Genomic DNA, 15,480 nt, shown 5'->3' with positions numbered 1-15,480 from the left:
TCAAGCTGCCGAGTGTGACGGATTGGCAGGCCAGGCCCAATGCGCCATTAGTCGTTCGAATGACGCATTATTCCCCTGCAGAATGTCCGGATATTGCGCCGTCTCAGTCCAGCATATCGCTATAACGCGAGTCCTTCGAGAACATTAACGGCCGACTGAAGCCGGGAACCTGAATCTTTTCCGGGGTGATGCGCAGTTGCCGGTCGTCGATCTGGTCGTTGCCGAAGTTGTAGAGGATGTCGAACTGGCCGTGCAGGGCCCGCTGGTCGTATTGCTGCGCGGCCGCGCGGGTGTGTTCGCGGCGGTCGCAGTAGGCGGCGAAACTCTCGGCACCGTAGCGTTTGCGCAGCATGCGCTCGACCACCTCCGGTGCCAGCACCACGCCACTGGCGTTGTTGCCGCCAAAGCCCTTGGAGTTGATAAAGCACACCTCCAGTGGCTGCGCGGTGCGCGGCACGTCGACCAGTGAGATGCTCAGGTGCTGGCGGTGCACGTCGTCGGCGATGGCGTCGATGGTCTTGATCCCGGGAATCAGCTGGTACTTGAAGCTGCCCAGCGCAGAAATCAGCTGATCGGCACTGGCGCTGGCCAGGGCGTGACCGACATAGGCCTTGGCCGCCGTCACCGGCCAGTCGGCAATGCCGAAGGTGCCGGCGATGCGATCCAGCAGTTCGGATTCGGTGACCCGGTTGGCCGGGGTGCTGGAGCCATGCGCATGCACGAAGCTGCGCAGGCGCACGGACTCTTCGCCGACGATCTGCATGGCACTGGCCACCGCCTTGGCCATGGTCAGGTAGTTGCCCGGGCCGGGGGCGGAGATCGATTTCTTGAAGCCGTCGGCATTGACGAACACGTCGGTTACCGCGCCGTGGATATCGGCACCCAGTTCCAGTGCCAGTGCATCGTCCATCAGCACCACGAACTGCGCCGACTCGGCCAGGGTGAAGCCGCAGTTCTGCCCGAACGGGCGGCTGGCACGGCGCCAATCTACCTCGTTCTGATCGCCCTGCTCCCGGCCCTCGATCTGGCGTAGGCCGTCCTCGGTGGCCAGGGCGCCCATGGCACCGTAGCCGTCGATGCACTCCTGGTTGATCGGTGCCTCGCTGTTGCCGACGATCACCACCCGCGCCTTGCCGGCGCCGATCTGCTCGATGCCCTTCTGCAGGTTGTAGAGAAAGCTGGCACAGGCGCCGGTGATGCTGCCGGTACTGCCGACGCTGCCCAGCACGTAGGCGTTGATGAAGTCCGCCGGCATGCTGTTCAGGCCCAGTGCCAGTTGCTTGGCGGTCACCCTGCCGCCCTTGAGGCGCGACTGCATCAGCCCGCCGAAACTGTTTTCATCCAGCTGGCTCATGGCGCTGCTGGCATACACCGCCACTTCGTCGGGGGCCACGTGTTCGAGGATGGTCGACCACTCGATGCCGGTCGAGCGCAGCGCGTCGGTGGCCGCCACCACCGCCATCTGCAGGCCGCGCGGATGGAAGCGCGAGGCATACAACTCGGCGGGGTCGAAGCCGGTCGGCAACTGGCCGGCGGACTTCACCGGCAGGGCGCGGAAGCTGTCGACCTTGATGTCGCAGCCGTCGTACAGGGTCACCTGGACATCGGTTTCATTAAGCTCCTCGACGATCCAGTCGCTCGGCAGCGGCTCCGGCAGGTGCTTGCGCAGGGTGATGAATTCCAGCGGCTTGCCGGCGGTGCCGGTCAGGTTGAGGTTTTTCTGCCAGGGCGCCGCATCGACATCCAGATAGCGCTTCTCGATGCGGCGGATCAGCGTGCCGGCGATGATGGCATCCGTAAAGCGGGACTCCAGTTCGGCCAGCGTCAGTGGCGTGCCTTCGGGGGTCTGGTACTGACCATCGACCACCTTGACCAGCTTCATCATCACCGCCAGCCCGGCCAGGGTTTCCTGGCGGCTCTGGCTGTCCAGCGATTCCAGCACCATGCGGCGGAACGCGTGATGGGATGAGCTGCGGCCGGCGGCGTTGTAGCCGCCGAAGCCGACGATAACGGGTAAACGCGACATCAAACTGAACTCCTGGGTGGACCACGGCAAAGCGCGGAAACAGTTGGCCAGCAAATGATAAGGGCGGCTGGCCGGTTTTGTGTGGGTAGGTGACGCAAGGCATGACTGTCTGGTCACGCTTTTGATCTGGCGCGGGTGATGAGCGTCTATCCGCGCCATCCGAAGCTGATCAGCGGAGACCCCCGGCGGTGGGGGCCCGCGTCCTGGTCGGCCCGCGACAGAGCGTCGGGCTGACGGCTGAGTCGGTCGTGGCCATTTGCCGGCAGCACATGGCGCGCTGCAAGGTGCCGGGACAGGGTGTTGCCTAACTGCCGAAAACCTGCAGCGTAAGCTGCGGCAGCTCGTCCTGTGCAATCGGGCGCGGGCGTTTGCCGATCAGTCGGCCGAGTGCATCCGCCGCCGCTGTCGTGCGTCGGCTGGTTCCGGCGCCGCTAGGGTAGCGAGTAGAGGCGGAACAGCAGGCGGGTCTGGGCGCTGGGTTCGCCGAAGTATTTGGCATAGATCGTCGCCCCCAGCGGCGAGCGGAATACCCCGCTCAGCGCGGTGTCGACCAGCAGGCGGAAATCCTCGTCGCCACGCGCCAGCGGCAGGGCAGCCGGGGTTTCATCGAACAGCTTGGCGGGAACCGTGAAGCGCTCCGGCTCGGCCTGTTCGGCCCGGCTGTTGAGCAGGACCAGGCGGTCGTCGAAGAAGGCATCGACCTGGCCGTCGGCCACCATGCGGATGCCTTCGGCGCTGCTGCTGACCAGCACCAGCTCGGACTTCAGGCCCAGTTCGCGGATGCGCTGGCGCGCCCAGTCGGCACTGCGGGTTGCCCCCAGCACGGCAAAGCTGAAACGGTTCAACGCCTGGCCGGCATTGCCGCGCCAGAGCGGCCCCGTATCGACCAGCTGGTTCTGCAACGGCCCGAGCAGCGTCGGCGGCGCATCGCTGCGCACGATGACTCCGAGTCCCGTGGTGATCACCGGCTGCGAGAAGCTCACCTGCTCGCGCCGCTGCAGGGTCTCATCCACCGGGCTGCAGAGGATGTCGACCTGGCCGTCAGCTACGGCGTTGAGCATTTGCTCGATGGCCACCGGTTGATAACGCACGCGCAGTTCCGGCAATGCCAGGTGCTGCTTCACGCGTTCGGCGACCTGCAGGCAGAGGTCGATGGTAAAGCCGTTGGCGACCTTGGAATCGCCTTCGGAGAAGGGCGCGTAGCCGGGCACGAAGCCCAGGGTGAAGGTGTTGCTGTCCTTGATCCGTTGCAGGGTATCGGCGGCTGCCGCGAGGGGCAGCAGGCAGCCGAACAGCAACAGCGCATGCGCCAGCAGGCGCGGCAAGGTGCGCGACGTGCAGGTGTGGGCGTGGGTCATGGTCGAGCTCCTATGCCTGCTTGAGGTTGTCGATGGCGGCGACAAAGCGTTTGGCGATGATGCCGAACAACAGGTAACCCGCCACCATGACCAGAGCCGCGCCGAACATGGCATCCATCCCCGAGGCATACAGTGCGTAGAAACAGTAGGCCATGCCGACCAGCAGGATCAGGCTGTTGCGGCGGAACACGGCCAGCTCGACCTGCGCCTTGTACATGATCACCAGCAGGCCGGAAAGTGCGGTCACGTAGGGGATCAGGTTGGTCACGGCGGCCAGGTTGACCAGTTTGCCGAACTGTTCGCTGACATTCGGCGAGATGGTCGAGAGGGCGATCAGGCTTTGCAGGATGGCGCAGCAGATGAGGCCCAGCAGCGGCGCATTGAGGCGGTTCACCCGGGCGAACACGCCGGGGAACATGCCCTGATCAGCGGTCACCTTGGCCGTCTGCGCCAGGGTGAACTGCCAGCCGAGCAGCGAGCCGAGGCAGGCCAGCACGGCCAGTGCCATCACTACATCGCCGACGCCTTCGTTGAACATCTGCGCATAGACCAGCGCAAACGGCGCACTGGAATTGGCCAGTTCGGCATTCGGCACGATGCCCTGGATGACGGTGGTCGACAGGACATAAACCACCGCCGCACCGAGGGTGCCTAACAGGCAGGCCAGCGGCACGTTGCGCGTGGGGTTGTCCACGGCGTCGGAGTTTTGTGCGGCCGACTCCATGCCGAGGAAGGCCCACAGGGTCAGCGGAATGCTGCTGGTAATGGCGTCGCTGACGGCCAACTGGTTGGGATTCCAGGCTTCAGCAAACACGCTCGGGGAGAACCAGAACCAGCCGATGATGCTCAGCCCGGCCACCGGGATGATGATGCCCCAGACCGTGATCGAACCCAGTCGTCCGGTCAGGCTGGCGCCGCCGAAGTTGGCGAAGGTGGTCAGCCAGATCATGCTCAGGGTGCCGATGAACAGTGGCATCGATCCGCTGCCCAGCCACGGCACGAAAGGCGTCAGGTAGCCGACTGCGGCGATGCTGATGGCGACGTTGCTGATCACCAGCGAGAGGAAATACAGGTAGGAGCAGAGAAAGAACGCCGACTTGCCGTGGGCCTCTTCACTGTAGGCCGACATTCCGCCCGGTCGGTTGCAGTAGATGCCGCACTGGGCAAAACAGTAGGCAATACACATCGAGCCGATCGCGGTGACGATCCACGAGAGCAATGAAACGGCGCCAAGCTGGGCCATGCTCGAAGGCAGCAGGATGATTCCCGAGCCCATCATGTTGACCATGACCAGCGTGGTCAGCCCGGCCAGGCTCATTTTCTTGTTTGCTTCAGCCATGGCGGCGTCCTTGTTTTTTACTTGCTGTAGGTTGGGTTGAGGCGCTTGCGCCGAAGCCCAACGAGCGGGGCATATGCTCGTACGCTGATCGCGCCGTTGGGCTTCGCTGCGCTCAACCCAACCTACATTGGGTCGCGCTACCGATAGCGGATACCCGGGGTGGCGGTGCTGATCCGCGTCCCGGCGGTGCCCTGGACGATGGCTTCGATATCCGGCAATGAGCCGATCACTGCTACTTTACCGGTTTCGCGCGCGAACTCGCAGGCTGCCTGAACCTTCGGTCCCATCGAGCCGGCGGCGAAGCCAAGGCGATCGAGCTCATCCGGGTGGGCCTGGGCCACGGCTTTCTGCGTCGGCTTGCTCCAGTCGATGTACACGGCATCCACGTCGGTAGCGATCACCAGCAACTCGGCTTCCAGTTCCTTGGCCAGGAAGGCCGAGCAGAGGTCCTTGTCGATCACTGCCTCCACGCCGATCAGCTTGCCGTCCTTGTACATGGTCGGAATGCCGCCGCCGCCGGCGGCGATGACGATGGTGCCCTTTTCCAGCAACCATTTGATCGGGCGGATCTCGAAGATGCGCTTGGGCCTTGGGCTGGCCACTACGCGACGGAACTTGTCACCATCCGGAGCGATGGTCCAGCCCTTTTCTGCGGCCAAGCGCTCGGCTTCCGCTTTCGGGTAAACCGGGCCGATCGGCTTGGTCATGTGCTGGAAGGCCGGGTCCTCGGGATCCACCTCGACCTGGGTGAGCAGGGTGGCGAAAGGCACCTCGAAGGGTAGCAGGTTGCCCAGCTCCTGTTCGATCATGTAACCGATCATGCCTTCGGTCTCGGCGCCGAGCACATCCAGCGGGTAGGGGTTCTTGGCATCGTAGGCATTGCCCTGCAGGGCCAGCAGGCCGACCTGAGGACCGTTGCCGTGGGCTACCACCAGCTGGTTGCCGGGAGCGACCTTGGCAATCTGCTCGCAGGCGATGTGCACGTTGTCGCGCTGGTTTTCCGCGGTCATGGCTTCGCCGCGACGTAACAGGGCGTTGCCGCCCAGAGCGATCACTAGTCGCATGGATTTTCTCCTCGGTAGGGTGGATAACCGCGCAGCGTTATCCACCAGAGCCCGCCTGGTGGAAAAGCCGCAAGCGGCGGTTTCCACCCTACGGACGGCATGGAATTGCTTTAACCCAGATAGTCCATTAGGCGGCTCTGCGAGCCTACGCGAGCGATGGCGGTTCATTTGCGGCCATTTTGGCCGCTTGGTCGGCGCCCATAGACTGGCTATGAGCTTCTCCCAAGCAACCAAACTGTCTCGCAACTGCCCTCGCCATCATCTCGCGTCCTATTGAACTATCTGGGTTTAAACGTTGCCCAGCGTGGCGACCATCACCGCCTTGATGGTGTGCATGCGGTTTTCCGCCTGGTCGAAGGCGATGCAGGCCGGCGATTCGAACACTTCTTCGGTCACTTCCACGCCGTTGGCAAGGAACGGGTACTGCGCCACCAGCTGTTTGCCGACCTTGGTGTCGGTGTTATGGAACGCCGGCAGGCAGTGCATGAACTGGGTGCGCGGGGTGCCGCTGGCTTTCATCATCTCGGCGTTGACCTGATACGGCAGCAGCAACTTGATGCGGTCGCCCCAGGCTTCCACGGGTTCGCCCATGGAGACCCAGACGTCGGTGTGGATGAAGTCGACATCCTTGACTGCAGCTTTCGGGTCTTCGGTCAACGTGATACGCGCACCACTTTCGGCAGCAAAGGCCTTGCATTGGGCGACGAATTCATCATGCGGCCACAGCGCTTTTGGTGCGGCGATACGTACGTCCATGCCCAGTTTGGCGCCGATCAGCAGCAGCGAGTTGCCCATGTTGTTGCGCGCATCGCCGAGGTAGGCATAGCTGATGTCGTGCAGGGGCTTGTCGCTGTGCTCGCGCATGGTCAGCACGTCGGCGAGCATTTGCGTCGGGTGGTATTCGTCGGTCAGGCCGTTGAACACCGGCACGCCGGCAAACTTGGCCAGTTCCTCGACGATCTCCTGCTTGAAGCCGCGGTACTCGATGGCGTCATACATGCGGCCGAGCACGCGGGCGGTGTCCTTCATGGTTTCCTTGTGCCCGATCTGCGAGGAATTCGGATCGATATAGGTCACGTTGGCGCCCTGGTCATAGGAGGCCACTTCGAACGCGCAGCGGGTGCGCGTCGAGGTTTTTTCAAAGATCAGCGCGATGTTCTTGCCCTTCAGGTGCTGGGTTTCGGTGCCGCTGTACTTGGCCCGCTTGAGGTCGCGTGCCAGATCCAGCAGGAACATCAGCTCGCGCTTGGAGTGGTGCATCAGGCTGAGCAGGTTGCGGTTGTGCATGTTGTAAGCCATGGGGCGTATCTCCATCGGGTAGGGTGGATAATGGCCGCAGGCCTTATCCACCGCATGGGGGGGCAGGTGGAAAACCGCGTTGCGGATTTTCCACCCTACGGACTTAGCGCAAATCAGTAATCAATCGGGTCGCGAATAATCGGGCAGGTCATGCAGTGACCACCGCCACGCCCGCGACCAAGCTCGCCGGCGCTGATGGTAATGACTTCCACCCCAGCCTTGCGCAGCAGGGTGTTGGTGTAGGTGTTGCGGTCATAGCCGACCACCACGCCGGGTGCCAGGCAGACTACGTTGTTGCCGTCGTCCCACTGCTCGCGTTCGGCTTCGTAGCTGTCACCGCCGGTCTGCACCACGCGCAGCTTCTTCAGGCCAAGCGATTCGGCTACCACCTCGAGGAAGGGCTTCGGTTCCCGACGCGCATCAATGCCGCCGGGCTTGCTTTCGTCCGGGCGCAGGCTGAAGGCCACAATCTGGTTGACCACTTCCGGGAAGATGGTGACCAGGTCGCGGTCGCAGAAGGTGAATACCGTGTCCAGGTGCATCGCGGCGCGCGACTTGGGCAGGCCGGCAACGATCACGCGCTGGGCGGCACCCTTGGCGAACAGCGCCTGTGCCACCTGGCCAATGGCCTGGCGAGAGGTGCGTTCACCCATGCCGATCAAGACCACACCATTGCCAATTGGCATCACGTCACCGCCTTCCAGGGTGGAGGCGCCATGATTTTCGTCCGGGTTGCCCCACCAGACCTCGAATTCGGCGTTGGTGAAGTCCGGGTGGAACTTGTAGATCGCCGAGGCCAGCAGGGTTTCCTGACGGCGTGCCGGCCAGTACATCGGGTTGAGCGTTACCCCGCCGTAGATCCAGCAGGTGGTGTCACGGGTGAACTGGGTATTGGGCAGGGGCGGCAGGATGAAGCTGGATGGCCCGGCAAACTCGGCAAAAGAGTTCAGGCTGGCGTTCTCACCCAGGCCTTTGGATAGGTCGGCGATGGAGACGCCGCCAATCAGGAACTCTGCCAGATGGCGCGGTTCAATTCCTTCCAGCCAGCTGCGGATTTCGTCCAGCATGCTCACGCCGACCTGATCCGGATTGATCTTGCGATCGAGAATCCATTTCAGTGCCTCGGGGTTCTGTACGGTTTCGGTCAGCAGGTTGTGCATCTCGACAACATCGACATCGCGGTCGCGCATCTTGGTGACGAAATCGAAGTGGTCGCGCTTGGCCTGGTTGACCCAGATAACGTCGTCGAACAGCAGTTCATCGCAATTGCCCGGGGTCAGGCGCAGGTGCGCCAGACCGGGGGAGCAGACCATTACTTTGCGCAAGGTGCCGGCTTCAGAGTGAACGCCGAGTTTTACTTTGCTCATGTTGAACGCCTCTCGAATCAGATTTCCAGGAAGCCGGCATACAGGCCATAGGCGGCATACACGGCCCCGGCCAGAACCACGGCGAAGATGACTTTCTCGATGCCGGTGAACACCGGCTTGCCCAGCTCCATCTTGGCCTTGGCGAACAGGATGGCGCCCGGCGCATAGAGCAGGGCGGACAGCAGCAGGTACTGGATGCCGCCGGCATACACCAGCCAGACTGCATAGACAGTCGCCAGGGCGGCGATCAGCAGATCCTTGGTGCGATCGGCCGAATCGGTCTCATAGGTCTCGCCACGCACTGTAAGCAGCAAGGCGTAGGCGGCCGACCAGAAGTACGGTACCAGGATCATCGAGGTGGCCAGGTACAGCAGCTTCAGGTAGGTGGCGTCGTTGAACAGGGTGATGACGAGGAACAGCTGGATCATCAGGTTCGACAGCAGCAGGGCATTGGCCGGAACCTTGTTGGCGTTTTCCTTGCGCAGGAAGGCCGGCATGGTGTGGTCGCTGGCACTGGCGAAGAGGATCTCGGCGCACAGCAGGGTCCAGGACAGCAGAGCTCCGACCAGCGAGATGACCAGGCCGACGCTGATCAGCACGGCACCCCAGGGGCCAACCACATGCTCCAGCACGCCGGCCATCGACGGGTTCTGCAGGGCCGCCAGCTCCGGCTGGTGCATGATGCCCATCGACAGCACGTTGACCATTACCAGTAGCAGCAGCACGCCGATGAAGCCGATCACGGTGGACTTGCCGACGTCGCTGCGCTTCTCGGCACGGGCGGAAAAGATGCTCGCACCTTCGATGCCGATGAATACCCAGACGGTGACCAGCATCATGTTGCGCACCTGGTCCATCACGCTGCCCAGCTCGACATTGCCCTCACCCCAGAAGTCGGTGGTGAACAGGTCGAGCTTGAAGGCGATGGCGGCAATCACCACGAACATGACCAGCGGCACGATTTTCGCGATGGTGGTGATGGTGTTGATGAAGGCGGCTTCCTTGATCCCGCGCAGCACCAGGAAGTGGTACAGCCAGAGCAGGATCGAAGCGCAGACGATGGCCGCCACGGTATTGCCTTCACCGAACACCGGGAAGAAATAGCCGAGGGTGCTGAACAGCAGCACCATGTAGCTGACGTTGCCGATCCAGGCACTGATCCAGTAGCCCCAGGCCGAGGAGAAGCCCATGTAGTCGCCGAAGCCGGCCTTGGCGTAGACGTACACCCCGCCATCCAGTTCCGGCTTGCGGTTGGCTAGGGTCTGGAACACGAAGGCCAGGGTCAGCATGCCCACCCCGGTGATCGCCCAGCCGATCAGTACGGCGCCGGCACTGGCACTGGCGGCAATATTCTGCGGCAGCGAGAAGATGCCGCCGCCGACCATTGAGCCCACCACCAGCGCGATCAGCGCGCCGAGACGGAGTTTGTTGGTTGAGTCGCTCATGATGATTAGCTTCCTTCTAATGGTGGAGACGGCGTTGGCAAGCATCCCGTGGACCAGATTGCCCTTTCCGGCCGGCAGCCCGTTGATGCAGGTCAAGGGTGCTGCGCGGTCAAGTGGCTTTATCAGCATATGCGGCTACGGCTGGCGGTCAAATGCGCGTTGGGTCTTTCTAGCCTGCCCAGATGTCAGTTGGATGAATGCCCTGCGTGCAGCAAGCGAACCTCACGAGGTTGTAAAACATAATATTCATGGATATATTGTACTAATGTTAATTGATGGCTGTGCAGACCATGCAAACCGCTACGCTTGAACTTGATAGCCAGCGCTTGCGCGCCGCGGCGGGAGACGCCGGGCAGTTGCTCAAGGCGCTGGCAAACCCGGACCGCCTGCTGTTGCTCTGCCAGTTGGCGCAAGGTGAGCGCAGTGTCGGCGAGCTGGAGGCACTGCTCGGGATTCTGCAGCCCACCCTGTCGCAACAGCTGGCCGTATTGCGGCGCGAGGGGCTGGTGGATACGCGGCGCGAGGGCAAGCAGATCTTCTACCGCATCAGCAGCCCGCAGGCGCTGGCGGTGATCAATACGCTGTACCAACTGTTTTGCGGGAGTAGCGGAGCATGACAATCGACTGGGCACATTTCACCCCTTGGACGGCCCTGGCCGGCGGCGCGCTGATCGGCCTGGCAGCGGCCCTGTTTGTGGTTCTGAATGGCCGCGTGGCGGGCATCAGTGGCGTACTGGGCGGGCTGCTGGTGCGCGGGGGGGATCCGACCGGTGAGCGGCTGCTGTTTGTGCTCGGCTTGCTGCTGGCGCCACTGGTCTGGCAGTTGTTCAGCAGTTTGCCGGCCATCGAGTTCAGCGTCGGCTGGCCAGGCTTGCTGTTGGCCGGGTTGCTGGTGGGTGTTGGCACCCGTCTTGGCTCGGGATGCACCAGTGGGCATGGTGTCTGCGGGCTGGCGCGCCTGTCCGGTCGCTCGCTGGTCGCCACCCTGTGCTTCATGGCGAGTGGCTTTGCCACTGTGTTCATCGTGCGTCATCTGCTGGGAGCCTGAGCATGCTGAAGCTGAGTGCATTTGTCAGTGGCCTGGTGTTTGGCCTGGGCCTGTTGCTGGCCGGCATGGCCAACCCGCTCAAGGTGCAGGCCTTTCTTGACCTGGCCGGGCAATGGGACCCTTCGCTGGCACTGGTCATGGCCAGCGCCATGGGTGTGGCCCTGTTGCCATTTACCTGGGCCAGGCAACAGCAGCGTTCCGTACTGGGCGCACCCATGCAGCTGCCGGTCAAGCGTGAAATTGATCGGCGCCTGGTGTTGGGCAGCTTGTTGTTCGGTGTAGGCTGGGGCGTTGCCGGCTTCTGTCCCGGCCCGGCCCTTGCCAGCCTGCTCACGGGCCACTGGCAGGTAGTGCTGTTCTGTGCGGCTATGCTTGCAGGAATGCTGTTGTTTGAAAGGCTGGATCGCCAGCTCAATCGCTGACCCGGGGAGGGTATGTCATGAGCAAGAATGTAGGTGGGATTGATCGTTTGGCCCGTTATGCGATTGGCATGACGCTGATTGCCATGACCCTTACCGGCTTTATCGGGGCGTGGGGCTGGGTTGGCCTGGTGCCGCTGCTTACCGCAGTATTTGGTACCTGCCCGCTGTATTCGCTGCTGGGTATCCGCACCTGCAAGGTCAACTGAGCCGGCCCGGCAGGCCCGCCTGCAGTGGGCGGGCTGCCGGCAGGCGTGCAGGGAAGAAGCGCCCATGCCGCAGCATCTGAAAATCGATTTTGTTTCCGACGTTTCCTGTCCATGGTGTGTCATAGGCCTGCACGCGCTGCAGCAGGCAATTGCCCGGGTCGGCACTGCAGTTTCGGTTGATCTGCACTTGCAGCCGTTCGAGTTGAATCCGCAGATGCCGGCGCAGGGGCAGGAGATCGACGAACACTTGCGCGAGAAGTACGGCTCCACGCCGGAGCAGTCGGCGCAGGTTCGCGAGCGCATCCGTGCCGCCGGTGCCGAGCTGGGCTTTGCGTTCGGCTTGCAGCAGCGCAGCCGCATCTACAACACCTTCGACGCGCACCGTTTGTTGCATTGGGCAGCACTGCAGGGACGCCAGTTGCAGCTCAAACAGGCGCTGTTCAAGGCCTACTTCAGTGATGGCGAAAACCCTTCGAACCACGCGGTGCTGACCAGGCTGGCGCAGGAGGTGGGGCTGGATCCCGCGCGCGCGGCAGAGGTTCTGGCAGGCAATGAATTCGCGGCAGAGGTCCGCCAGGCGGAAGCGTTCTATCAGGACAATGGGATTCATGCCGTACCCGCGGTGATCATCAATGACCAGCAGCTGATCCAGGGTGCCCAGCCGGTGGCAGTGTTCGAGCAGGCGCTGCGCAAGATTGCCGGCAGCGCCTGATCCCCGCTCCAGCGCGCAGCCAGCTATCAGCCTACTTGCGTGGCGCTGCCCCGGCAACTCGGGCTGGCGACGATTCTGCCCAACCGCAGTGTGCATCTGGTGTTTGGCCTGTGCGTGGCCCGGGCGGCTGCACCGCTATCCGCGCGTGCTCGGCGCCTGAGGCCATCCCTGGCGACGCCAAACGGGAGCGGCAAGGCCCTTTCAGCGCTGCTGCGCTGCAGGTTGCTGCTGGGTGATGCAGTGGATGTTGCCGCCACCAAGGAGGATTTCCCGCCCTGGCACCAGCACTACCCGATGTCCGGGGAACAGGCGCTTGAGGATGGCCTCGGCTTCGGCGTCTTTCGGATCGTCGAACCGCGGCGCAATGATGCCGCCATTGACGATCAGGAAGTTGACGTAGGAGCCGGCCAGACGGATCGACGGATCACGTGGCTGGCTACCTTCGGCGGTATCCACACCGGCGCATTCTTCTGCAGTGGCGTGGATCGGCCCGGGGATCGGCATCTTGTGCACCACCAGCGGGCGGCCCTTGGCATCGCGGGCAGATTCCAGCACGCGCATGGCCGCCTGGCAACGCGGATAGTTCGGATCGCCGGCATCGTCGGTCCAGGCCAGCAGCACCTCCCCCGGGCGCACATAGCAGCAGAAGTTGTCGACGTGGCCGTCAGTCTCGTCATTGAACAGGCCGTCGGGCAGCCAGATCACCGTGTCGATGGCCAGGTGCTCGCGCAACACCGCCTCGATCTGCTCGCGGGAGAGGTGTGGATTGCGATTGAGGTTCAGCAGGCACTCCTCGGTGGTGATCAGGGTGCCTTCACCGTCGACGTGGATCGAGCCGCCTTCGAGCACGAAGCCTTCGGTGCGGTAGCGCTGGCAGCCTTCGATCTCGAGGACCTTGCGGGCCACCTGGTCATCGCGTTGCCACGGCCAGTACAGGCCGCCGTCGAAACCGCCCCAGGCATTGAAGGTCCAGTCGACGCCACGCACTTCGCCGGCGGCATTGCTGACAAAGGTGGGGCCAGTGTCGCGCACCCAAGCGTCATCCGTGCTCATCTCGACTATGCGGATATTGCCGTGGTTCAGGCGCGCGCGGGCGTTGTCGTATTGGCCGGCAGACACGCAGACAGTGACCGGCTCGAACTCGGCGATGGCGCGGGCCACGGCGCTGAAGGCTGCCTGCGCCGGCTTGGCGCCGTTGCGCCAGTTGTCCGGGCGCTCGGGCCAGGCCATCCAGGTCTGGCTGTGTGGTTCCCATTCGGCGGGCATGCGGAATCCATCGGCGCGTGGGGTAGTGTTGAGGGTGGTCATACGGTCACCAAAACGAGGAGCTGTGTAGGTTGGGTTGAACTCAGCGATAACCCATCAAGGCTGGCGATGGGTATCGGCGCTACGCACCTCAACCCATCCTGCGGGAGCCTGGCGGCTTACTCGGAAGGCATTTCGCCGTCGAGGGTGGCGATCGGCCAGTACAGGTTCGGCCGGCGATCGCGAAACACGCCCCAGGCAGTGCGGATTTTTTCCAGCTCGGTCAGGTTGAAGCTGTGCACCAGGATGCCTTCCTCGGTCTGGTTGAGTTCCTGCACCTTCTTGCCGAACTGGTCGGCGATGAAGGAGCTGCCGTAGAAGGTGATGTCGTAGCCGTCCTGCTCTTCCTTGCCAATGCGATTGGAGGCGATCAGCGGCATCAGGTTGGCGCCGGCGTGGCCCTGCTGCACGCGTTGCCAGTGGTCGCGCGAGGTGATGCCCGGGTCATGCGGCTCGCTGCCGATGGCGGTCGGGTAGAGCAGCACTTCGGCACCCAGCAGCGCCATGCTTCGCGCGCATTCGGGGAACCACTGGTCCCAGCAGATGCCTACACCGATCCTGGCGTAGGCGGTATCCCAGACCATGAAGCCGGTGTCGCCCGGGTTGAAGTAGTACTTCTCGTGGTAGCCAGGGCCGTCCGGGATATGGCTTTTCCGATAAATCCCGAGATTGGAACCGTCGGCGTCGATGATGGCAATGCTGTTGAAGCGGGCCCGGCCGGCACGCTCGAAGAAGCTGATCGGCAGCACCACCTTCAACTCGGCGGCGACTTTCTGGAAGTGCGCAATGGCTTCGTTCTCGTCCACCGTGGTGGCCAGCTGGGTGTAGTCGGCATTCGGCTTCTGGCAGAAGTACGGCGTTTCGAACAGTTCCTGGATCAGGATGATCTGGGCGCCCTTGGCGGCTGCCTGGCGCACGAGTTTCTCGGCGTTGGCGATGTTGGCGGCACGATCCCAGGAACAGGCCATCTGGGTAGCAGCGACGGAGACAATGCGGGACATGGGGCACCTCGAGCAGCAATGGGGTTGAGACAGCTGAAAGTAGCAGAGGTTGCTTCAGGCTGTGTTGCCTCGGCACCTCAGTGATCTACTTTATATTCGATAAAAATCGGCAAATAAATCAAATTATATCTATTGGGCGCCGCCGAACGATTATAAATCCGATAAATATCGATATTAAGGGGCGAGGCTTCCCCGCTGGCCAGGTCTGCCAGGCAGCCGGATCAGGCCGTGGGGGTGTCGTGCTTGGGCAGGTGCGGGGGCAGGTACAGGGCCAGATAGGCATCGAACACCCGCATGCCCTCTTCAGCCATGCGCGGGGTAATGCGGCCGTGCTCCTGCACCGAGCTGGCGTAGACCCGGTCGCTGAGCTCCAGGGCCAGGGTGAAGATATCGATATCCACGGGCAGCGGCGGCAGCTGGAAGTGGCGGGCGAAAAGCTGCTGCAGCTGCCGGCCCAGCTCCACGTCGTGGCGGCGGTCGGCCCGGGTCACTTCGGTCAGGCCGTGCTGCGCGAGGATCAGCTGCATTGCCGCGGGATCTGCGGCATAGGTTTCCAGTGTGCGGAGTTCGACGATGCGGGACAGGTCGCGCCAGTCACGCAGGGCGGCATGATCAACCGGGGCCTGCAGGCAGGCCCGAAAGGCGGCATGCACCTCGCTGGTCAGTGCCTCGAGCAGGGCGGGGACACTGGCAAAAAAGTGATAGACCGAAGACGGGGGGATGCCGGCGCGTTCGGCAACGCTATAGATCGACAGTGCCGCCGTGCCCTGTTCCGCCAGTTGCGCGCGCACTGCCGCAAGAATTGCCGCAATGCGCGCCTGGCTGCTGGCCCGCGGCTTGCGTGAAGACGGCGGGCGGGGACGTTCCCCGGGCTTGCTCATGATTCCC

The 15,480-nt window shown here is 63.1% G+C and carries 16 protein-coding genes; 6 read left to right on the top strand and 10 right to left on the bottom strand.

Translation table 11 applies throughout. The features are described 5' to 3' along the window. Nucleotides 1-103: 103 nt before the first annotated feature. The 7 genes from ISX93_RS08195 to arcD form a co-directional block, all read right to left on the bottom strand. Complete coding sequence (locus ISX93_RS08195) at nucleotides 104-2,026, bottom strand: beta-ketoacyl synthase (protein ID WP_195778227.1); 1,923 nt, start codon at nucleotides 2,024-2,026, stop codon at nucleotides 104-106. Nucleotides 2,027-2,457: 431 nt separating this feature from the next. Continuing rightward, nucleotides 2,458-3,384, bottom strand: coding sequence for an amino acid ABC transporter substrate-binding protein (locus ISX93_RS08190; RefSeq protein ID WP_195778226.1), 927 nt, complete (start codon nucleotides 3,382-3,384; stop codon nucleotides 2,458-2,460). A 10-nt stretch (nucleotides 3,385-3,394) separates the two neighbouring features. After that, nucleotides 3,395-4,723, bottom strand: a complete 1,329-nt coding sequence (gene potE, locus ISX93_RS08185; RefSeq protein ID WP_195778225.1) for a putrescine-ornithine antiporter — start codon at nucleotides 4,721-4,723, stop codon at nucleotides 3,395-3,397. A gap of 137 nt (nucleotides 4,724-4,860) precedes the next feature. Beyond that, nucleotides 4,861-5,787 carry a carbamate kinase gene (gene arcC / locus ISX93_RS08180; protein WP_195778224.1) on the bottom strand — a complete coding sequence of 309 codons (927 nt, stop codon included), beginning with the start codon at nucleotides 5,785-5,787 and terminating at the stop codon, nucleotides 4,861-4,863. A gap of 288 nt (nucleotides 5,788-6,075) precedes the next feature. Next, nucleotides 6,076-7,086: an ornithine carbamoyltransferase gene (locus tag ISX93_RS08175; protein ID WP_195778223.1), complete on the bottom strand. Its 1,011-nt coding sequence runs from the start codon at nucleotides 7,084-7,086 to the stop codon at nucleotides 6,076-6,078. Between the two features lie 113 nt (nucleotides 7,087-7,199). Next, nucleotides 7,200-8,453 (bottom strand): arginine deiminase, encoded by a 1,254-nt coding sequence (gene arcA, locus ISX93_RS08170; RefSeq protein WP_195778222.1) that lies wholly within the window; start codon nucleotides 8,451-8,453, stop codon nucleotides 7,200-7,202. Between the two features lie 17 nt (nucleotides 8,454-8,470). Then, nucleotides 8,471-9,898: an arginine-ornithine antiporter gene (gene arcD / locus ISX93_RS08165; RefSeq protein ID WP_229732105.1), complete on the bottom strand. Its 1,428-nt coding sequence runs from the start codon at nucleotides 9,896-9,898 to the stop codon at nucleotides 8,471-8,473. On the opposite strand from arcD, the gene ISX93_RS08160 reads away from it, so the two are divergent. The 6 genes from ISX93_RS08160 to ISX93_RS08135 all read left to right on the top strand — a co-directional run bounded on the left by ISX93_RS08160 (nucleotide 9,897) and on the right by ISX93_RS08135 (nucleotide 12,286). Beyond that, nucleotides 9,897-10,208, top strand: a complete 312-nt coding sequence (locus tag ISX93_RS08160; protein ID WP_195778332.1) for a hypothetical protein — start codon at nucleotides 9,897-9,899, stop codon at nucleotides 10,206-10,208. The genes arcD and ISX93_RS08160 overlap by 2 nt on opposite strands. Next, complete coding sequence (locus ISX93_RS08155) at nucleotides 10,189-10,515, top strand: ArsR/SmtB family transcription factor (protein ID WP_195778221.1); 327 nt, start codon at nucleotides 10,189-10,191, stop codon at nucleotides 10,513-10,515. The genes ISX93_RS08160 and ISX93_RS08155 overlap by 20 nt, the downstream gene beginning before the upstream one ends. After that, nucleotides 10,512-10,946: a YeeE/YedE family protein gene (locus ISX93_RS08150; protein ID WP_195778220.1), complete on the top strand. Its 435-nt coding sequence runs from the start codon at nucleotides 10,512-10,514 to the stop codon at nucleotides 10,944-10,946. The genes ISX93_RS08155 and ISX93_RS08150 overlap by 4 nt, the downstream gene beginning before the upstream one ends. A gap of 2 nt (nucleotides 10,947-10,948) precedes the next feature. After that, on the top strand, nucleotides 10,949-11,368 hold the full coding sequence (locus ISX93_RS08145; protein ID WP_195778219.1) for a YeeE/YedE family protein: 420 nt from the start codon (nucleotides 10,949-10,951) through the stop codon (nucleotides 11,366-11,368). A gap of 17 nt (nucleotides 11,369-11,385) precedes the next feature. Then, entirely contained in the window at nucleotides 11,386-11,574 is a 189-nt protein-coding gene (locus ISX93_RS08140) for a YgaP family membrane protein (protein WP_195778218.1), read from the top strand. Nucleotides 11,575-11,638: 64 nt separating this feature from the next. Further along, a complete protein-coding gene (locus ISX93_RS08135; RefSeq protein WP_195778217.1) occupies nucleotides 11,639-12,286 on the top strand; it encodes a DsbA family oxidoreductase in 648 nt (215 codons plus the stop codon). Between the two features lie 201 nt (nucleotides 12,287-12,487). Here ISX93_RS08135 and aguA read toward each other — a convergent pair whose 3' ends face one another. The 3 genes from aguA to ISX93_RS08120 all read right to left on the bottom strand — a co-directional run bounded on the left by aguA (nucleotide 12,488) and on the right by ISX93_RS08120 (nucleotide 15,473). After that, the gene (aguA, locus tag ISX93_RS08130; RefSeq protein WP_195778216.1) at nucleotides 12,488-13,594 is read right to left on the bottom strand and encodes an agmatine deiminase; all 1,107 of its coding nucleotides are present in this window, start codon (nucleotides 13,592-13,594) and stop codon (nucleotides 12,488-12,490) included. A 116-nt stretch (nucleotides 13,595-13,710) separates the two neighbouring features. Beyond that, the gene (gene aguB, locus ISX93_RS08125; RefSeq protein ID WP_195778215.1) at nucleotides 13,711-14,592 is read right to left on the bottom strand and encodes an N-carbamoylputrescine amidase; all 882 of its coding nucleotides are present in this window, start codon (nucleotides 14,590-14,592) and stop codon (nucleotides 13,711-13,713) included. Between the two features lie 221 nt (nucleotides 14,593-14,813). After that, nucleotides 14,814-15,473 (bottom strand): TetR/AcrR family transcriptional regulator, encoded by a 660-nt coding sequence (locus ISX93_RS08120; protein WP_195778214.1) that lies wholly within the window; start codon nucleotides 15,471-15,473, stop codon nucleotides 14,814-14,816. Nucleotides 15,474-15,480 lie beyond the last annotated feature (7 nt).

It is taken from the genome of Pseudomonas sp. N040 (assembly GCF_015637705.1).
Classification (GTDB): Bacteria; Pseudomonadota; Gammaproteobacteria; order Pseudomonadales; family Pseudomonadaceae; genus Aquipseudomonas.
Note: the sequence above shows the minus strand (reverse complement) of the source record. Positions and strands in the feature narration are given on the sequence as shown.